The organism is Flavobacterium hydrophilum (genome assembly GCF_003202405.1).
Classification (GTDB): Bacteria; Bacteroidota; Bacteroidia; order Flavobacteriales; family Flavobacteriaceae; genus Flavobacterium; species Flavobacterium hydrophilum.
Genome location: NZ_QJHL01000001.1, coordinates 578,167 through 594,840, shown reverse-complemented (window position 1 = coordinate 594,840; position 16,674 = coordinate 578,167). Strand labels below are relative to the sequence as shown.

The window sequence follows — 16,674 nt, the reverse complement described above, 5'->3', positions numbered from 1 at the left end:
CAAAAAAATAAAATACCATGTCTATAACAACTGAATTAGAATTCATTGGAATGAAAAAAGTAAGCGATGTTGTTGCTTATACTTTAAAAGAAATGAAAAATTATGCTAAACCTGGCATGACAACCAAAGAGCTTGATGACTTTGGAGGAAATATTTTAAAAAATTTAGGAGCAAATTCAGCACCTTTTATGACTTATAAATTTCCGGGATGCACCTGCATAAGCGTAAATAACGAATTTTGCCACGGAATTCCTTCTGATAAAAAAATACTCAAAGAAGGTGATTTAATAAACATTGATGTATCAGCAGAACTTGATGGCTTTTGGTCTGACAATGGAAATTCATTTGTACTGGGTAAAGATATTCATCAACATCAAAAATTAGTTGAAGCTTCAAAAGAAATACTGCATAAAGCAATTCATAATATTAAAGGCGGTGTAAAAATTTCAGACATAGGATTTCTTATTGAAAATGAAGCTAAAAAGAGAGGTTACAAAGTAATTAAAAATCTTGGCGGGCACGGAATTGGAAGAAGTTTACACGAGCAGCCTGATGAATTATTAAACTATAAAAACCGATACGACCAACGACGATTTAAAAAGAATTCTGTCGTTGCCATTGAAACTTTCATTTCAACAACTTCATCATATTCGGTCGAACTTAATGACGGCTGGACAATGGTGGGCAACAAAGGGGGATTTATGGCACAGCATGAACATACAATTATTATTACTGATGGAAAACCCATTATACTTACAGAAATGAACGGGGTTTGGAATTAATAGATGCTCTAATAATCTTAAAAATTTAGTCTCAACCCGATGTAGTCATGTTGTTAAAACTACAAAAACCTACTAATTCAAATGAAATGAAATATAGATTATTATTAGCCATCGCATTTACCTTAATATTAAATTCAGCATCATCTGCTCAAATAGTAACAACAACAATATCAAAATTTGATTCTTTAAGCAATCTTGGCTACAAAATGACGCTTAGAGAAAAAGACCTCTTTAGCGATAATATCTATACAGACACATTAAAAACCTACATTGATATTTCAAATAATAAGGAACTCTTTAGAATAGAAGGAACTAAAATTTCAGAAGTGTATGATGGCAGCAAATTGATTAAGATGGATTTGCATAATCATACCTATCAGATACAGAGCAGAATTGAGGCCTCTACACTTCAATATAAATCACTCCCTTATATAATTAGTAGCCTCAAAAAAGACTTATATAAAAATGTTCCGATACTAATTCATAATGACAGTATTCTAAATGGTAAGAAATATTTTCATATAAAAATTACAGAGATCGACACTATAAAAAACAACAAAAGAATATATAGGTTTGTCAAAATGTTAATTGACAAAGAAAGTTACCTGCCCATTTATTATAAAAGTGACCAACAAGGTTTCATAGACGGTACGGATATGTTTGTAGACACATATTCTGAAATGTACTTTTATGATTATGAAACAAATAAAGAAGATTTTAGCGAATTGTCATCATTTGTCGTGCCATCTAATTTTACAATAGAAAAGCCTAAAGAACAAAAACCACTTCTTGCAGAGGGTATTAAAGCACCGAAACTTGATTTGGAAGACATGTACGGAGAAATATTTCAACTAAAAAACCAAAAAGGAAAAGTTGTATTGCTAAATTTTACATCTAATAGCTGCCCTCATAGTGTCGAATCTGTAAGTATGTTGAATGACCTATACTCGACATATCAAAAAAGAAAATTTACCATTATAACGATCAATCCTTTTGACAATAAAGAAGCTGTCGAAAAATACAACAAAAAGGGAAATATAAAATATCCTGTTTTCACAAATATTGGTACGCATAATACCGAAAACTACAATGTTGACAACTACCCAACGTTTTACCTGATTGACAAAAACGGAAATATTATAAAAGGTTTCAATGGTTATCAAAAATCATTAGACGCGGATTTAAATTCCTTAATCAGGAAACATTTATGAAATTTACGCTTAAACAGATTATTAACCATGGAAGAAGGATTTCAAAAAGCAAAAGGGCGAAATAAAATTCTCATTCATAAACGTTTGGGTGAAGTTGAAATCGAACAAATCAAAAAGCATAAAAACTGCCCCGAAATTGGGTTGTGGTACATCAAAAATAAAAATCTGGAGTTTTTGGAATTTCTTCAAAAATTAAAAGTTGTGGAATTGTACGGTGTTCATACCACCAATTTTGAAGCACTGGCAAGAATAGATACACTGGAAAATCTTTTTGTGAACGCTATTAAAAATCATGAAGATTTGTCGTTTATCAATCAGTTATCACAAATTGAAGAACTTGATTTACTGTATCTGCCCAAACTTGAAAAATTTCCGGATTTAAGTAACTGCAAAAAATTAAAACGATTAAGAATTTGGCAATGCAAAAAGCTTACGAATATTCAGGCTCTGACATTAATTCCAAATCTTGAAAAAGTTGAAATTACAGATACACCACAAGCTCCCGAAGATTTGGAATTTTTGATAAAAGCCCCCAATATAAAATATGTTTCAGGACAATTTGGCGGGACTAAAAAAAACAATCTGTTTGAAGAATTGCTTAAAAAGCATGGAAAAGAAAAATATGGATGAACCTGGCACCTATTATTTAGACAAAGCAGAGCCAAATAAGGGCTGTTTGCTTGCATTACGAAATATTATCCTTAATCAGGACCCGAATATTACTGAAACGAAAAAATGGGGAATGCCTTGCTTCTGTTATAAGAAAAAAATGTTTTGCTATTTATGGACAGATAAAAAAACAGATAAACCCTATCTTTTAATGGTTGAAGGAAAATACCTTGACCATCCTCAATTAGAAGAAGGCGACCGTACCCGAATGAAGATTTTCAGAGTTAATCCTAATGAAGATTTACCTATAGAAATCATTGTAAGCATCCTACAGAATGCTTTGGACTTATATAGAACAGGAACTATAAAAATTAAAGCATAACAAATAAAACTGTAAATCCTGTAACTTTTTGATTGTTTGCACAAAACATATTAATTTCAAGTTTTATAACTTTAACTGATTTTAAAAAAAAGTCATGGAAGCAAAATTTATATGGGCAAACTTAGCCTCAAATGATTTAGAAAAAACGACCCGATTTTATACGGATTTAGGTTTTAAAGCAAATGGAAAGTATAAAGAGAATGAGGGAACCAGCTTTTTCTTTGGACAAAATAAATTCGTTATCAATTTCTTTACTAAACAAAGATTAGCAAAAGATGTAAACGGCAATATTACCACTCCTACAGATAACGAAGTAATATTTTCTCTGTCTGCCAGCAGTAAACAAGAAGTAAATGAGTGGGCTGAAAAAGTTAAATCTGCAGGCGGAACGATATTTGCAGAACCGCAAAATTATGAAGAAGGCTACACTTTGGGTTTTGCTGATCCAGATGGTCATAAATTCAATGTTTTGTATTGGCCGGGAATGTAAAAATTGCTTCTTCAGCACGTTTTTATCGCAATAATTGTTCCTTTACAGGCTTTAAAAATTATTGTAAATCTATTTTTATGACCTCTTTTTAGATTTTTTTCAAAATGCAAAATCATTATTTATAGTGAAGACAAGTGAAAATCTCAAGATTAGATTTGCATTATAAAGTTTTATAAATTCTAAAAAAATGGAAGAACAATTAAGTAACGCCATAATTTCCGGAGATCTTGAATTTCTGAAAACGTATATAAATGAAGGAAATGATTTTAATCACATAACTCTTGTTGCACCTGATCGTTATGGGAAAAAGCCTCTTGAACTTGCCGTTTTAGCCCAAATTAATTATAAAGGTTCTGCAGAAATCACCAAACTAATACTGGAAAATTCAAATGCAGAAAGTCAGGCTGAAGTATTACTTAATTTTGCATCCGAAGACAGTTATCTTGAAAAAATGAAGGTTTTATTAGAAAGCGGAATCCCTGTGGATTTAGCATACAATAATCAAACCGCCCTTCAAAGAGCTACAGGAAACAGAAACCTGAAAATGGTGCATCTTTTATTGGAACATGGTGCAGATCCAAATAAAAGCGGAGAATATGGAAGCGCTTTTGAGAAGGCCAAAACAATACATTACGAACCGGCCTATCAGGAAATGATGACGACTTTTATAAACGGCAAGACATCTTCTCCTTATGATTTTGTTAATAAAGACGAAGTAATCAGTCAATTAAAAAACTGGATTTATGCTCTATTAAATCTTGCTAAAAACAATAAAAATCAAACCTTTTATGTTATAGCTATCGACGGCATGCGACTGATAGCCAATTCTGAAGAAGAATTTAAAATTACACTTAAAAAGTATCAGAGAAAATTCCCCCGGAAATATCGCCTGGAGGAAGAAATCAAATCCTTAAAATTTAATACAGGAGACTTTTCTTTTCATGAAATTCAAATACAGACAGATAATTTAAATACTAACTTAGATTTAGATCTTTCATTTCTGGAAAAAAGAGAAAATGAAAACCGGATAAAAAAAGATTTACTGTTTGAAGGCTTATTAAAAAACAAGGCACTTTTTACATCCGAAATGAATACAACTGATGATTTTAAGATTATAAAAAAAGGACATGTTTATTAATTCATGTCCAAAAACTACTATATTAGTAAACAAATCTTAAAATAAATAAAGAGTATTTGTTTAAATATCATGGCAATAGATTTATACCAAATTAATGATAAAACCATAATGTCTGAACCGCAAAGGCAGTATAAATTTGTATTGCTTTATTGCAAAACGGGACTGATAAAAATTGACATTGATAACCAGCATTATGAAATTAAGGAACGTCAGTTTTTAACCATTACACCAAAACAATTTTATCAGTTTCTGGAAATTGAAAATTGCGAAGGATATGTACTGGAATTTACTTATGACTTTTTTTGTAGAGATGATAAAGCCGTTGAATTAATTTACCATAATGGCCTGTATTGTCATTTTGGACTCAATGAAATTATAAATATTCCGGATACAGTTAGCTTCAATAAAGTTGAAGGTTATTTTAATGCTATCCAAAACGAATTGGATTCTAAAAATTTTGAATATGAAACAAGCCTTCATGCTGTTTTAAAACTACTGATTATTGAAGCCAGCAGATACAAAATTATTCAGCAGCAGCTACCGCTATATAAACCAGATGCTCACTTTTTGCAATTCCTAAATCTGGTAAGGGAAAATTTTGAAAAACGTCTCACGATAAAAGAATATGCTGTTCAATTGAATATCACAGAACAGAAATTAAACGAACTGACTAAGAAAAATACTGGCGAAACCACACAACAGCTCATAAATGATTTAATTATTTTAGAAGCAAAACGCCTTTTCAATTACGAAAATCTAAACGTAAAACAAGTTGCCTATCAATTAGGTTTTGATGACAATCATTATTTTTCCAGATTTTTCAAAAAGCAAACCGCAACACGTGCAAAGGATCATTTACGGACTTTGTTAACTGATTAAAATAGTGTCCACCATTTTCAGGGATTTGTCCATTTACTGCCCCTGACTGTCACTTTACTTTTGCATCTAACATTTAAAAAATAATTAATATGCAAACGCAACGAATTGACATCGCAAAGGTAACTCCGGGAGCTTATCAGTCGCTTATAGAACTGGACAAGTATGTTTCTGAAACCAATTTATCAAAATCACTTTATCATTTAATTAAAGTAAGATCATCAATAATCAACGGATGTGCCTTATGCATTCAGTCCCACACTAAAGATGCTTTGAGTGATGGAGAGACTACAAAAAGACTTCTCGCTTTAAATGCCTGGGAAGATTCACCCTATTTTACAGAAGAAGAAAAAGCAATACTGGCTTTAACAGATGAAACAACCTTAATTTCAAAAGTGGTGTTTCAGATGAAATTTTCGACAATGCCATCAAAATCCTGGGCGAAGAAAAAGTTTCACATGCTATTATGGCTATCGCCTGTATCAATGCATGGAACAGAATTGGCAGAGCAACATTATTAATTCCGGAATAATGATTATGCCTCAAATAAAAATTGCAGTTACAAACCAAGACATAGCTTCCTGTTGGGAAGCTATGTATCTTTTGCGTCCCATGCTTAAGAAACAGGAATTTGTAGAAAAGATAAAAGAGATGCAAAAAGAAGGCTACATACTTGTTTATATTCTAGAAAATGATACAACTGTAGCTATTGCAGGCTATCGCTTTTTTACCATGCTGTATTGTGGTAAAATGCTTTATATTGATGATCTTTCTACATTAGAAAATTACAGAAAAAAAGGGTATGCATCAGTTCTTCTTAACTATCTTTACGAAATTGCTAAGCAGAAAAATTGTAATTCTGTACAATTAGACAGCGGGCATACCAGAACCAACGCACACAAACTTTATTACAGGGAAGATTTTATAATTAATGCATTTCATTTTAATAAGCAGTTATGAAAATATCAAAAATTACAATCATTGAATGGTTTTTAAGAGTATCAATAAGCGTCGGATTTTTATCAGCTGTAGCAGATCGTTTGGGATTTTGGCCAAAAGAAGTTTCTGCCTGGAGCAACTGGGAAAGTTTTCTTGCTTACACCAAAACACTAAATCCGTTGCTTCCTTCTGAAGTGATTCCTGCCATTGGTTTTACAGCAACACTGTTAGAAGTTGTACTGGCTGTCTTATTGCTAACAAATTTTAAAACTTCCTTAATTGCCAAAACAAGTGGTTTTTTAATATTGCTTTTTGCCTTGTCAATGACATTTTCAATAAACATAAAAACACCTCTTGATTATTCTGTTTTTTGTGCTTCGGCTGCTGCATTTGCTTTGAGTGAAATTGTAGGTATAAAACAAAAGCAGATAAATTAATAAAACCTGCAATATGGGTTTGGCGATAAACTGATTTATTTACACTTTATATTTATGTTTTAACCAAACCCAAAATTTACCTTCCCTGCTTTTAGCAGATAAATTAAGGAACAAACACTTTAATTTCATAACTTAGATTTCTTTTTAAAGCTATATCCATGACTAAGAAATCTATAGCCCTAAACTTCCTGAAGCTTGCTGCCAAGGGACATTCCCACGAAGCTTTTCGATTATATACGGGAAAAAATTTCAAGCATCATAATGCTTATTTTAAAGGAGACGCTGATACGCTAATGCTGGCCATGGAAGAATCTGCGAGAACCAATCCTAATAAGATTTTTGAAATTCATCATATTCTAAGAGACGGCGATATGGTCGCCGTTCACTCGCATGTCAGACAAAACTCAGCTGATTCAGGTACCGCCGTTGTTCATATTTTTCGATTTGAATTGGACAAAATAGTTGAACTTTGGGATTTAGGGCAGCCAATTCCGAAGAAAACTATTAATGAAAACGGAATATTTTAAAAATTCATTTATGACACTCAGCAAAAATAATCAGAAATGGCAAAAAATAAAACGACAGAAACCACATACAATGTTATTCATTTTATCAATACTGTTGAAGATGAAGTGAAAAGAAATGATGCTTTTGAACTTTTAAAAATAATGCAGGAAGTTACCGGTTTTGAACCCAAAATGTGGGGAACGAGTATTATTGGTTTTGGCAGTTATCACTATAAATATGCGAGCGGACACGAAGGTGATGCACCATTAGTTGGGTTTTCTCCCAGAAAAGATGCGATTTCACTTTATCTTTATTCTTCTTTTGAAAATAAAGACGAATTACTTTCTAAATTTGGAAAACATAAAGCCGGAAAAGGCTGTATTTATATCAAAAAAATAACAGACATTGATGTGAAAATACTCAGATTAATGATTTCAACATCGGTAAATGAATTAAAAATTTTATATCCTTCAACCTAAAAAACATGATTACTACGATAATAATTCTTTTACTGGCTGTTGCTATTTATTTCTTACTACATCCCCGATTCGGAAAAAGACCGTCTGGCGAAAGACTGGCTTTAATACAAAAATCACCCCAATACAAAAACGAAAAATTCGAAAATGAAAATTTCACTCCGGAGCTTGCGGAAGGTTATGGCTATTATGATGTTCTAACCGAATTTTTATTTAAGAAGGTTGACCGAAAAACCCCAACTGATATTATTCCTTCCGTAAAAACGAATTTAAAAGAACTTTCTTTACATCAGGATATTTTAGTTTGGTTTGGGCATTCGTCTTATTATATCCAGCTTGAAGGGAAACGTTTTTTAATTGATCCTGTTTTCAGCGGCAACGCCTCTCCTATTTACGGGACTACAAAAGCCTTTAAAGGAACTGATATTTATACCTATGCTGATATTCCTGAAATTGATTATTTGCTGATAACGCATGACCATTATGATCATTTAGATTATAAAACTATAATGGAACTGAAACCAAAAATAAAAAAAGTAATCACGGCACTTGGCGTTGGTTCGCATTTTGAATTTTGGGGCTTTCCAATAGAAAATATTATAGAAAAAGACTGGCACGAGAAAGTAGTATTAGATCAAAATCTAACACTTTATACTGCTCCATCGAGACATTTTTCCGGCAGAAGCATCAAGCGCTGCAATACACTTTGGACTTCTTTTATTTTAGAAACCAAAGATTTTAAAATGTATTTGGGCGGGGACAGCGGTTACGACAATCACTTTGCAGCAATTGGCGATAAATTTGGTCCTTTTGACATTGTGCTTATTGATAATGGACAATATAATCCGGCATGGAAATACATTCACAATTTGCCGGAAGATGTAATAAAAGCGATGAAAGACTTAAAAGCAAAAAGAGTCTTTCCGGTACATAATTCAAAATTCCCTTTATCACTGCATGCCTGGGATGAGCCTTTGATCAAGGTAAGCGAATTAAATGCTGCTTCAGAAAATCCCGTTCCGTTGATTACACCGATGATTGGAGAGATTGTTGAACTTAAAAATGAAAAACAGGAATTTAAACAATGGTGGAAAGGAGTGAAATAATAATTGTTAATGGTGAATTGTTAATTATTAATTTAAACCATGGAGTATTAAACTTCGAAATTTTTACCTTTAAAAAGAAAAGACATTGAACCTAAAAAAACACATATTTGCCCTTAGTTTACTAATTTGTACTTCTGTATTTTCTCAACACACTTATGTCTTTTTGGGTTCCTACAACACAGATAAAACAGCAGAATCAATTCAGGTTTATCAGTTAGATACCGTAAATGGAAATCTGAGCAAAATAGCCGGAGTGAAAAATATAACTAATCCATCCTATTTAACGGTTTCTCCAAACGGAAAATACCTATATGCCTGTACGGATACAAAAACACCAAATGCAGGAAGTGTAAGCAGTTTTGAATTTAATCCAGAAGATAAATCTCTTACTTTTTTGAACAAACAAACCAGCGGAGGCGAAAATCCGGTTTATGTTTCCGTCCATAAAAATGGTAAATGGCTTGTAAATGCTAATTATACAGAAGGCAGCGTATCGGTTCATCCATTATCAGAAAACGGAAGAATCGATTCAATTACACAGAATATCCATTATACAGACGGAAGTATTCATAAAGAAAGGCAGACCCGGTCACATGTTCACTCAGCGGTATTTTCTCCTGAATTTGATTATCTTTTTTTGCCTGATTTAGGTGCTGATAAAATTCGGTGTTATGCTTTTAACGAAAACCAAAAACAGCCTTTAACAGAAACACCAGTTCCTTTTACAAAAACAGATTTAGAAGCGGGACCAAGACATTTTTCTTTTCATCCAAATAAAAAATACGGCTATTGTATTGAAGAGATGGCAGGATCAATAAGTGTTTATGAATATAAAAATGGGACTTTGCAGAAAATTCAAAGAGTAAATACACATTCGGATAAAATTAAGGAAGGTTTTGCAAGCTCTGATATTCACATTTCTCCGGACGGAAAATTTTTATACGCTACAAACCGGGGAAAAGAAAATAATATTGCTATTTTCTCTATAGCCGAAAATGGCTTTTTAAAAAACATTGGCTATCAATCGACTTTTGGAGACCATCCCAGAATTTTTGCTCTTGATGAAACTGGAAAATTCCTGATTGCAACAAATGTAAATTCCGGAAACATAGTCGTTTTTAAAAGAAACCCAAAAACCGGATTGCTTAAAAAAGTTGGCAATGAAATCCTAATGGAAAATGTTTCCTGTGTTCAGATTAAAAGAATAAAACTTAAAAACGCTTAAAATGACGATATCAAATTTTAATTTACAACCCGAATTTTTAGAAAACGAAACCATAAAATTAATTCCGCTTCAGGAAAATCACTTTGAAGCACTGTATGAATTAGCTTCCGACCCATTAGTCTGGGAACAGCATCCTATAAAAGACCGCTATAAAAAAGATGTGTTTAAACCTTTTTTTGAGGGTGCCATTGGCTCAAAAGGTGCTTTTTTAATTTTAGACAAAAAAACAAACGAAGTTATCGGTACTACCCGATTCTATGATTACAATTCAGAAAAATCAAATGTAGGGATTGGTTTTACCTTTATAGGTCGAAAATTTTGGGGTGGTCCTTACAATGCCGCAACAAAAAAATTGCTTATTGAGTATGCCTTCCAAACAGTAAACTCCATACTTTTTCATGTGGGTGCAGAAAATTTTCGTTCACAAAAAGCTGTTTTAAAATTAGGTGCTGTAAAAATAAACGAGATGGTTTTTTCACATAATGGTGTCGATTTACCTCACTTTGAATATGAATTAAAAAAAGATTAAAAAGTTAAAAATCAAATATTTATAAAGAAACAAAAAAGTTTTATCCTTTATCAACAAATTATATACAAGCCAAAAACACATTTAGATGAAAAAAAAACTTTTACTCTTTTTTACTTTATTATCTATAGTTGCCTTATCACAAAGTAAAAATGAAAACTCAATAGACGTATTAGAATCGAAATGTCTCAATAAAGAGAATATTTCTAATGCAGAAATGTGTAACTGTACAATAAAAGCGCGGGAATCTTGGGATAAGGAATTGAATAAATATTATAGTCTTTTAAAAAATAAACTGCCTAAAGAATCTTTTGATAGTCTGAAAGAATCCCAAAAACAATGGTTAACTTATAGAGACAAAGAATATTCTTTTATTTCAAAATTCTACTATGAAATAAAAGAAGGAACAATGTGGTATGCAATTGCTGAAAATAATAAAAAAGAAATTGTAAAGTCAAGAGCAATTGAGTTGGAAGAATACTATGAAATGTTGGAATTCTAAAAATTAACATATACTACAAATTATTTAGACAATTGGCTTAATGAAAAGTCGGTTTTTTATTTGATATGTTTTAGAGTATCCGAATATAAGACTTAATTTAAATTCAAACTTATTGTAGTAACAAGATGTTTACAATCATAACTTATAATAAAAAATAATGAAAAGAATAACAGTCTTCTGTGGCTCTAGTTTTGGTACTGAAGAAATTTACAAAGAACAGGCTGCCTTACTTGGTGAAACACTGGCAAAACAAAATATTGAATTGGTCTACGGCGGAGCCAATGTTGGACTGATGGGTGCTGTTGCAGATGGTGTTTTAAATAATGGCGGAAAAGTAATTGGCGTATTGCCTAATTTTTTAAGATCAAAAGAAATTGCACATTTGGGGTTAACAGAACTTATTCTGGTAGAAAGTATGCACGAAAGAAAAACCAGAATGAACGATTTATGTGATGGTGTTATTGCGCTTCCGGGTGGTTTTGGAACCCTTGAAGAACTTTTCGAAATGGTTACCTGGGCTCAGTTAGGACTGCATAAAAAACCAATCGCTATTTTGAATATCAATGGCTTTTATGATTCCCTGATACAATTAACTGAAGTTATGGTTAGCAAAGGTTTATTGAAAGAGGTTAATCAGCAAATGCTTTTAGTGAGCGACAACATTGATGATCTATTAGATAAAATGAATAATTACAAAGCTCCAACCGTTGGAAAATGGATTGAGAAAGGAGAAATTTAATCTTTTTTGAGAGCCTGATTTTCTGTTTTTAACATAATTTCCCGAATAACTTTCTTATCTTGTGGCTCCAAAAAAACTAAAAATCCGTTATCTACAATGAAACATCTAAAAGCCTTTTATTTTTTATTCGCCCTTGTTTTATCTATAAATTTTACAAACGCGCAGGATACTGATACCGGAAACTGGTTTATTTATTTTGGAAATCAGGCTATCAATAAAAAATGGAACTGGCATAACGAAGTACAATATCGTAATTATAATTTTGCAGGAGACACACAACAATTATTATTAAGAACAGGAATTGGATATAACCTTACTGAAAACAACAACAATATTTTATTAGGTTACGGTTTTATTAATTCACAAAATTATATTCCCGGAACAGATGATAAAGCAGACACTAATGAGCATCGTATTTATCAGCAGTTTATAACACGTCAAAACTTTGGAAGAGTTTATCTGCAGCATCGTTATCGTGTAGAAGAACGCTTTTTAAAGGATGATTTCCAAATGCGTTTTCGTTATTTTTTAGCTTTAAATGTTCCGTTAACCAAGCCTAGAATGGAGGATAATGCCCTTTATTTTTCTGCTTATAATGAACTTTTTATCAATGCCGAATCACCTGCTTTTGACCGTGACCGCGTATATGGTGCATTAGGTTATGTTATCAACAAGAATTTCAGGGTTGAAGCCGGTTTTATGAGACAAATTCAGGAAAAAACAGGACGTAATCAATTTCAAATTGTAGTTTACAACAATATCCCTTTTAGCAGTAGTAAATAACCTTTCAAAATCTGTAATATGGCAGCAGTAAATAATAATTTTGCAAAAGCCGAAATGCTAATCAGAAAACCCGTTTCAGAAGTTTTTCAGGCATTTATAGATCCTGAAATTACTAGTAAATTCTGGTTTACTAAAGGATCTGAAAAATTAAAAGAAGGCGAATCAATTGTATGGTCCTGGGAAATGTATGGTTTTTCGCTTACTGTTTTTACCAAAGTTATAGAAACGGACAAAAGAATAGTAATTGAATGGGGAAACAGCGGAGAAGAAACCCTTGTAGAATGGGTTTTCAGCCCCCTGGATGAAAAAGAAACTTTTGTAAGCATTACCAATTCTAATTTTAAAGGCGATGCTGATAAAATACTTTCTGAAGTTCGGAATTCTACTGAAGGTTTTACACTGGTTTTAGCCGGAGCAAAAGCTTTTTTAGAGCATCAGATTCAATTGAATTTAGTATTAGACAGATTCCCAAAAGGGCTCAGTTAACCATTCTCAAATAAAGATTCATGGCAGCTATTCCTACTCCAAAACCTGCAAATATTGATGAATACATTGGTGGTTTTCCAAACGATGTTCAGGAAATATTGGACAAAGTGAGAATGACGATTCAGGAAGCAGCACCAAATGCCAAAGAAAAAATCAGTTATTCGATGCCGGCTTTTGAACAAAACGGAATCGTTGTTTATTTTGCCGCATTTAAAAACCATATTGGTCTTTATGCATTGCCGAGTGGTCATGAACAATTTAAAGAAGCTCTTTCAAAATACAAATCAGGTAAAGGTTCAGTACAATTTCCGTTAAATCAGCCCATACCTTTTGATTTAATTAGCAAAATTGTAAAATTCAGAGTAGAGGAAAATCTTGAAAAAGTAAAAAAGTAAATATGAATTTATCTGAACATTATAACGAGCTTTTCAAAACATCATCAGAACTTATTCTATCTCAAAATTATGCTATCGATACTAAGATCAATGCAGGTTCTGATAAACGATTTGGAATTACTTTACTTGTTCGTCACAGTGAAGAAATAAAAGCTAATATACAGGCATTTCTGAAAGAATTAAAAGAAACGGAACCGGAACAGTATTATTATCCAAATTCCGATATTCATATAACAGTTTTATCAATTATTTCGTGTCACGATGGCTTTACATTAGATAATTTTTCAATGTCGGAATATGTTGAAATTATCGAAAAAAGTCTGGTCGATGTAAATGAAATAGAAATTGATTTTCGAGGTGTTACTTTATCTCCATCAGCAATAATGCTTCAGGGATTTCCAACTGATAATTCTTTAGATGTTCTGCGTAACAAACTACGTGAAAATTTTAAAAATTCTTCTCTTACACAAAGTATAGACAGCCGTTATACTATAGCTACAGCACATTCAACGGTAATGCGATTTCAACAAAAATTAGAAAATCCTGAAAAACTAATTGAGATTATTAAAAAATACAGAAACTATAATTTTGGGAAATTTAAGGTCGATAAAATGGAATTAGTTTTTAATGACTGGTATCAGCGTGAAAAAAATACAATTAAGTTGTGTGATTTTTATCTGAAACATTTTTAATTGTATTCACCTGCTTAACCCTTCTTCAAAATATTCCCCAAACCTTTACTAATTTGTTCAATAGCTTCAATACCTTTTGTTAATGGTGTTGCAGTAAAATCTTCATAAGCATCCATGGCACTTTCTTTTCGGTCATCCTGAGGGTAAACCAGAATCAGGTTGTTTTCACTAAAAGATTTCTCAAATTTCTGAGGCAATTTATCAAAGATAGACTGGTATGAAACAGATCCTTTTCTGGATAAATTAAACACAATCAAATCAGTTGGCTTAATTTCATCTGAAATAGCTTCGAAATCTTCCCAATCTAAAATGCTTTTGAAACCTAGCTTTGTATTTAACTTTAGATTATTCACTATTTGCTGAATTGCCTGATGGGTTTTATATTCACCATAAATAACAATCTGAGTACTCAATTCCTGCGATAATCTGCAAATCTTCTGGATTAATGGAGGAAAACCAATTCCTCTTTCAGAAAAAGGCGGGCAAATAAAAACCAATCTCCTTTCTTCTACGAATGGTTTTTGAAATCGGCAAATAAACAGGTTTTTGTCAACATTATTAATGATAGAATCTACGTTTTCTCCAAAAATTTTATCCAGAAAGCCCGTTTTTCGCGGCCAGCCGATAATCACAATGTCCGACATAATTTCTTTAGAAGTTCGTGCAATTCCACTAGCCGGGTTATGGTCGATTCTGGCAATTGTATTGATTTTTATTTCAGAAGCTGATCCCTGAATAACAAACTTATCAACTGCTTTTTTATACTTTAAAATATTAATTTCAGCCTGATCATTATTTGGCACAATAGTCAATAATGTTACAGGATTGGCTGACTTTTTATCTTTTATTAAAAGTGCAAAATCCAATAAAGGTTCTGTAGCCGATGTTTTTGCTAACGGAATTAAAATATGTTCATCTAAAATCTGATCTTTATTGGCATCCTGAGGAGAAACTTCTTCTTCACAAATAGCAATCTTTTTAGCCGCTTTTTCAGTAGCAAAAGAAGCTACAATACAGGTAATCAATATTAAAATAATGGTTCCGTTTAATATATTCTCATCCAGAATATTCGCTTTAAATCCAACCAGAATTACGGCCAGGGTTGCTGCGGCATGGGCGCTGCTCAATCCAAAAATTAATTGCCTTTCGGTTCTCGTATATTTAAAAACAATCTGGGTAAAAAATGCTGCAATCCATTTTCCAAAAATAGCTACAACACTCAAAGTTCCGGCAACAATCAGGGCTGTTGGTCCACTCAAAATCACGCTGATATCAACCAGCATTCCTACCGAAATCAGGAAAAACGGAATAAATAATGAATTGCCAATAAACTCGATCCTGTTCATCAAGGCTGATGAATGCGGAATCAAAGGGTTTAAAGCCAAACCTGCCACGAATGCACCAATAATTGGCTCTACTCCTGCAACTTCTGCCAAAAATGCGGCAAAGAAAACGACTGAGAGTACAAAGATGTAATGGGCATGTTTTTCACTTTCCAGCTTTTTGAAAAACCATTTTGCAATTCTTGGAATCAACAAGAACATAATAGCAGAAAAAATGGCCAAAGAAACGGTTAATTTTATCCAGAAAGCCTGAGTTAAATTTCCCTGACTGCTTCCCATAATTACGGCCAGAATAATTAAAACAGCAGTGTCAGTCAGGATTGTACCGCCTACTGTTATGGCAACTGCCTGATTTTTTGCAATTCCTAATTTACTCACAATCGGATAAGCAACCAAAGTGTGGGTTGCAAACATGCTTGCCGTTAAAAAACTGGCATTAAAATCATATTTTAAAAGATAAAAACAAACCGGAAACCCTATTGTTAAAGGAAGGATAAATGTAAAAAAACCAAATAATAAACTTTTATTTCGGTTCGCCTTAAACTCATTCATATCGAGTTCTAATCCTGCAATAAACATTATATAAAGCAATCCGATAGTCGAAAACAAATCGACTGCGGAATTTTTAGCCAAAATATTCAACCCGTGAGGACCAATAACAACTCCTGAAATGATTAAACCAATGATTCCGGGAATATTAATTTTTTTCAGTAAAATAGGTGACAATAAAATAATGAAAAGTATTAACGAAAAGATTAATACAGGATTGCTTAGAGGTAATTCGAATTCGTTAAATAAGTGTGTAAAAAATTCTATCATAATGTAATTTTATCTTCTTTTATCGATTTTAATTTCCGCAAAAAGGCTTAAAATTTAAAATTTGATTCAGAAGTTATGGTTTACTGATTTATTTCAAAGGCTAAAAAAATCAGGATTGTATAGTAAATGCTTCTTTTACAAAAATACCTAAAAAACATCCCTCCTTTTTACGAAAGTTGCATATTAAGCAATAAATTTTATTTCATTGATA

At 32.4% G+C, this 16,674-nt stretch carries 22 protein-coding genes; 21 read left to right on the top strand and 1 reads right to left on the bottom strand.

All coding sequences use genetic code 11. The features are described from left to right. Nucleotides 1-17: 17 nt before the first annotated feature. The 21 genes from map to DMB68_RS02435 all read left to right on the top strand — a co-directional run bounded on the left by map (nucleotide 18) and on the right by DMB68_RS02435 (nucleotide 14,301). The gene (gene map, locus DMB68_RS02535) at nucleotides 18-782 is read left to right on the top strand and encodes a type I methionyl aminopeptidase (protein WP_110345096.1); all 765 of its coding nucleotides are present in this window, start codon (nucleotides 18-20) and stop codon (nucleotides 780-782) included. A 47-nt stretch (nucleotides 783-829) separates the two neighbouring features. Then, nucleotides 830-1,993: a TlpA family protein disulfide reductase gene (locus DMB68_RS02530; protein WP_110345095.1), complete on the top strand. Its 1,164-nt coding sequence runs from the start codon at nucleotides 830-832 to the stop codon at nucleotides 1,991-1,993. Between the two features lie 27 nt (nucleotides 1,994-2,020). Next, nucleotides 2,021-2,623, top strand: a complete 603-nt coding sequence (locus DMB68_RS02525) for a hypothetical protein (RefSeq protein ID WP_110345094.1) — start codon at nucleotides 2,021-2,023, stop codon at nucleotides 2,621-2,623. Then, nucleotides 2,601-2,984, top strand: coding sequence for a DUF1801 domain-containing protein (locus tag DMB68_RS02520; protein WP_231131563.1), 384 nt, complete (start codon nucleotides 2,601-2,603; stop codon nucleotides 2,982-2,984). The genes DMB68_RS02525 and DMB68_RS02520 overlap by 23 nt, the downstream gene beginning before the upstream one ends. Before the next feature lie 94 nt (nucleotides 2,985-3,078). Further along, nucleotides 3,079-3,474: a VOC family protein gene (locus DMB68_RS02515; protein WP_110345093.1), complete on the top strand. Its 396-nt coding sequence runs from the start codon at nucleotides 3,079-3,081 to the stop codon at nucleotides 3,472-3,474. A 187-nt stretch (nucleotides 3,475-3,661) separates the two neighbouring features. Beyond that, a complete protein-coding gene (locus DMB68_RS02510) occupies nucleotides 3,662-4,612 on the top strand; it encodes an ankyrin repeat domain-containing protein (RefSeq protein WP_110345092.1) in 951 nt (316 codons plus the stop codon). A gap of 69 nt (nucleotides 4,613-4,681) precedes the next feature. After that, on the top strand, nucleotides 4,682-5,491 hold the full coding sequence (locus tag DMB68_RS02505) for a helix-turn-helix domain-containing protein (protein ID WP_110345091.1): 810 nt from the start codon (nucleotides 4,682-4,684) through the stop codon (nucleotides 5,489-5,491). An 89-nt stretch (nucleotides 5,492-5,580) separates the two neighbouring features. Further along, nucleotides 5,581-6,009, top strand: a complete 429-nt coding sequence (locus tag DMB68_RS02500) for a carboxymuconolactone decarboxylase family protein (RefSeq protein WP_196783670.1) — start codon at nucleotides 5,581-5,583, stop codon at nucleotides 6,007-6,009. Next, the gene (locus DMB68_RS02495) at nucleotides 5,978-6,448 is read left to right on the top strand and encodes a GNAT family N-acetyltransferase (protein WP_231131562.1); all 471 of its coding nucleotides are present in this window, start codon (nucleotides 5,978-5,980) and stop codon (nucleotides 6,446-6,448) included. The genes DMB68_RS02500 and DMB68_RS02495 overlap by 32 nt, the downstream gene beginning before the upstream one ends. After that, nucleotides 6,445-6,864, top strand: a complete 420-nt coding sequence (locus DMB68_RS02490) for a DoxX family protein (RefSeq protein ID WP_110345090.1) — start codon at nucleotides 6,445-6,447, stop codon at nucleotides 6,862-6,864. The genes DMB68_RS02495 and DMB68_RS02490 overlap by 4 nt, the downstream gene beginning before the upstream one ends. Nucleotides 6,865-7,022: 158 nt before the next feature. Then, nucleotides 7,023-7,391, top strand: coding sequence for a nuclear transport factor 2 family protein (locus DMB68_RS02485; protein WP_110345089.1), 369 nt, complete (start codon nucleotides 7,023-7,025; stop codon nucleotides 7,389-7,391). A 36-nt stretch (nucleotides 7,392-7,427) separates the two neighbouring features. Next, nucleotides 7,428-7,850: a DUF1801 domain-containing protein gene (locus tag DMB68_RS02480; protein ID WP_110345088.1), complete on the top strand. Its 423-nt coding sequence runs from the start codon at nucleotides 7,428-7,430 to the stop codon at nucleotides 7,848-7,850. A 5-nt stretch (nucleotides 7,851-7,855) separates the two neighbouring features. After that, complete coding sequence (locus DMB68_RS02475) at nucleotides 7,856-8,953, top strand: MBL fold metallo-hydrolase (protein ID WP_110345087.1); 1,098 nt, start codon at nucleotides 7,856-7,858, stop codon at nucleotides 8,951-8,953. An 85-nt stretch (nucleotides 8,954-9,038) separates the two neighbouring features. Beyond that, complete coding sequence (locus DMB68_RS02470; RefSeq protein ID WP_110345086.1) at nucleotides 9,039-10,178, top strand: lactonase family protein; 1,140 nt, start codon at nucleotides 9,039-9,041, stop codon at nucleotides 10,176-10,178. A 1-nt stretch (nucleotide 10,179) separates the two neighbouring features. Then, nucleotides 10,180-10,707, top strand: a complete 528-nt coding sequence (locus DMB68_RS02465) for a GNAT family N-acetyltransferase (protein WP_110345085.1) — start codon at nucleotides 10,180-10,182, stop codon at nucleotides 10,705-10,707. An 85-nt stretch (nucleotides 10,708-10,792) separates the two neighbouring features. Continuing rightward, a complete protein-coding gene (locus DMB68_RS02460; RefSeq protein WP_110345084.1) occupies nucleotides 10,793-11,206 on the top strand; it encodes a lysozyme inhibitor LprI family protein in 414 nt (137 codons plus the stop codon). A 157-nt stretch (nucleotides 11,207-11,363) separates the two neighbouring features. Beyond that, the gene (locus DMB68_RS02455; RefSeq protein WP_110345083.1) at nucleotides 11,364-11,945 is read left to right on the top strand and encodes an LOG family protein; all 582 of its coding nucleotides are present in this window, start codon (nucleotides 11,364-11,366) and stop codon (nucleotides 11,943-11,945) included. Between the two features lie 96 nt (nucleotides 11,946-12,041). Continuing rightward, on the top strand, nucleotides 12,042-12,728 hold the full coding sequence (locus DMB68_RS02450; RefSeq protein ID WP_110345082.1) for a DUF2490 domain-containing protein: 687 nt from the start codon (nucleotides 12,042-12,044) through the stop codon (nucleotides 12,726-12,728). Nucleotides 12,729-12,746: 18 nt separating this feature from the next. After that, a complete protein-coding gene (locus DMB68_RS02445; protein ID WP_110345081.1) occupies nucleotides 12,747-13,214 on the top strand; it encodes an SRPBCC family protein in 468 nt (155 codons plus the stop codon). Nucleotides 13,215-13,234: 20 nt separating this feature from the next. Beyond that, on the top strand, nucleotides 13,235-13,609 hold the full coding sequence (locus tag DMB68_RS02440; RefSeq protein WP_110345080.1) for an iron chaperone: 375 nt from the start codon (nucleotides 13,235-13,237) through the stop codon (nucleotides 13,607-13,609). Between the two features lie 2 nt (nucleotides 13,610-13,611). Next, nucleotides 13,612-14,301, top strand: a complete 690-nt coding sequence (locus DMB68_RS02435) for a mutarotase (protein WP_110345079.1) — start codon at nucleotides 13,612-13,614, stop codon at nucleotides 14,299-14,301. Between the two features lie 14 nt (nucleotides 14,302-14,315). Here DMB68_RS02435 and DMB68_RS02430 read toward each other — a convergent pair whose 3' ends face one another. Then, the gene (locus DMB68_RS02430; protein WP_110345078.1) at nucleotides 14,316-16,463 is read right to left on the bottom strand and encodes a cation:proton antiporter; all 2,148 of its coding nucleotides are present in this window, start codon (nucleotides 16,461-16,463) and stop codon (nucleotides 14,316-14,318) included. Between the last annotated feature and the right edge of the window lie 211 nt (nucleotides 16,464-16,674).

Coding starts and splice junctions, on each gene's coding strand:
- map (WP_110345096.1), top strand. CDS start 18: ATGTCTATAACAACTGAATTAGAATTCATTGGAATGAAAAAAGTAAGC.
- DMB68_RS02530 (WP_110345095.1), top strand. CDS start 830: ATGTTGTTAAAACTACAAAAACCTACTAATTCAAATGAAATGAAATAT.
- DMB68_RS02525 (WP_110345094.1), top strand. CDS start 2,021: ATGGAAGAAGGATTTCAAAAAGCAAAAGGGCGAAATAAAATTCTCATT.
- DMB68_RS02520 (WP_231131563.1), top strand. CDS start 2,601: ATGGAAAAGAAAAATATGGATGAACCTGGCACCTATTATTTAGACAAA.
- DMB68_RS02515 (WP_110345093.1), top strand. CDS start 3,079: ATGGAAGCAAAATTTATATGGGCAAACTTAGCCTCAAATGATTTAGAA.
- DMB68_RS02510 (WP_110345092.1), top strand. CDS start 3,662: ATGGAAGAACAATTAAGTAACGCCATAATTTCCGGAGATCTTGAATTT.
- DMB68_RS02505 (WP_110345091.1), top strand. CDS start 4,682: ATGGCAATAGATTTATACCAAATTAATGATAAAACCATAATGTCTGAA.
- DMB68_RS02500 (WP_196783670.1), top strand. CDS start 5,581: ATGCAAACGCAACGAATTGACATCGCAAAGGTAACTCCGGGAGCTTAT.
- DMB68_RS02495 (WP_231131562.1), top strand. CDS start 5,978: ATGGAACAGAATTGGCAGAGCAACATTATTAATTCCGGAATAATGATT.
- DMB68_RS02490 (WP_110345090.1), top strand. CDS start 6,445: ATGAAAATATCAAAAATTACAATCATTGAATGGTTTTTAAGAGTATCA.
- DMB68_RS02485 (WP_110345089.1), top strand. CDS start 7,023: ATGACTAAGAAATCTATAGCCCTAAACTTCCTGAAGCTTGCTGCCAAG.
- DMB68_RS02480 (WP_110345088.1), top strand. CDS start 7,428: ATGGCAAAAAATAAAACGACAGAAACCACATACAATGTTATTCATTTT.
- DMB68_RS02475 (WP_110345087.1), top strand. CDS start 7,856: ATGATTACTACGATAATAATTCTTTTACTGGCTGTTGCTATTTATTTC.
- DMB68_RS02465 (WP_110345085.1), top strand. CDS start 10,180: ATGACGATATCAAATTTTAATTTACAACCCGAATTTTTAGAAAACGAA.
- DMB68_RS02460 (WP_110345084.1), top strand. CDS start 10,793: ATGAAAAAAAAACTTTTACTCTTTTTTACTTTATTATCTATAGTTGCC.
- DMB68_RS02455 (WP_110345083.1), top strand. CDS start 11,364: ATGAAAAGAATAACAGTCTTCTGTGGCTCTAGTTTTGGTACTGAAGAA.
- DMB68_RS02450 (WP_110345082.1), top strand. CDS start 12,042: ATGAAACATCTAAAAGCCTTTTATTTTTTATTCGCCCTTGTTTTATCT.
- DMB68_RS02445 (WP_110345081.1), top strand. CDS start 12,747: ATGGCAGCAGTAAATAATAATTTTGCAAAAGCCGAAATGCTAATCAGA.
- DMB68_RS02440 (WP_110345080.1), top strand. CDS start 13,235: ATGGCAGCTATTCCTACTCCAAAACCTGCAAATATTGATGAATACATT.
- DMB68_RS02435 (WP_110345079.1), top strand. CDS start 13,612: ATGAATTTATCTGAACATTATAACGAGCTTTTCAAAACATCATCAGAA.
- DMB68_RS02430 (WP_110345078.1), bottom strand. CDS start 16,463: ATGATAGAATTTTTTACACACTTATTTAACGAATTCGAATTACCTCTA.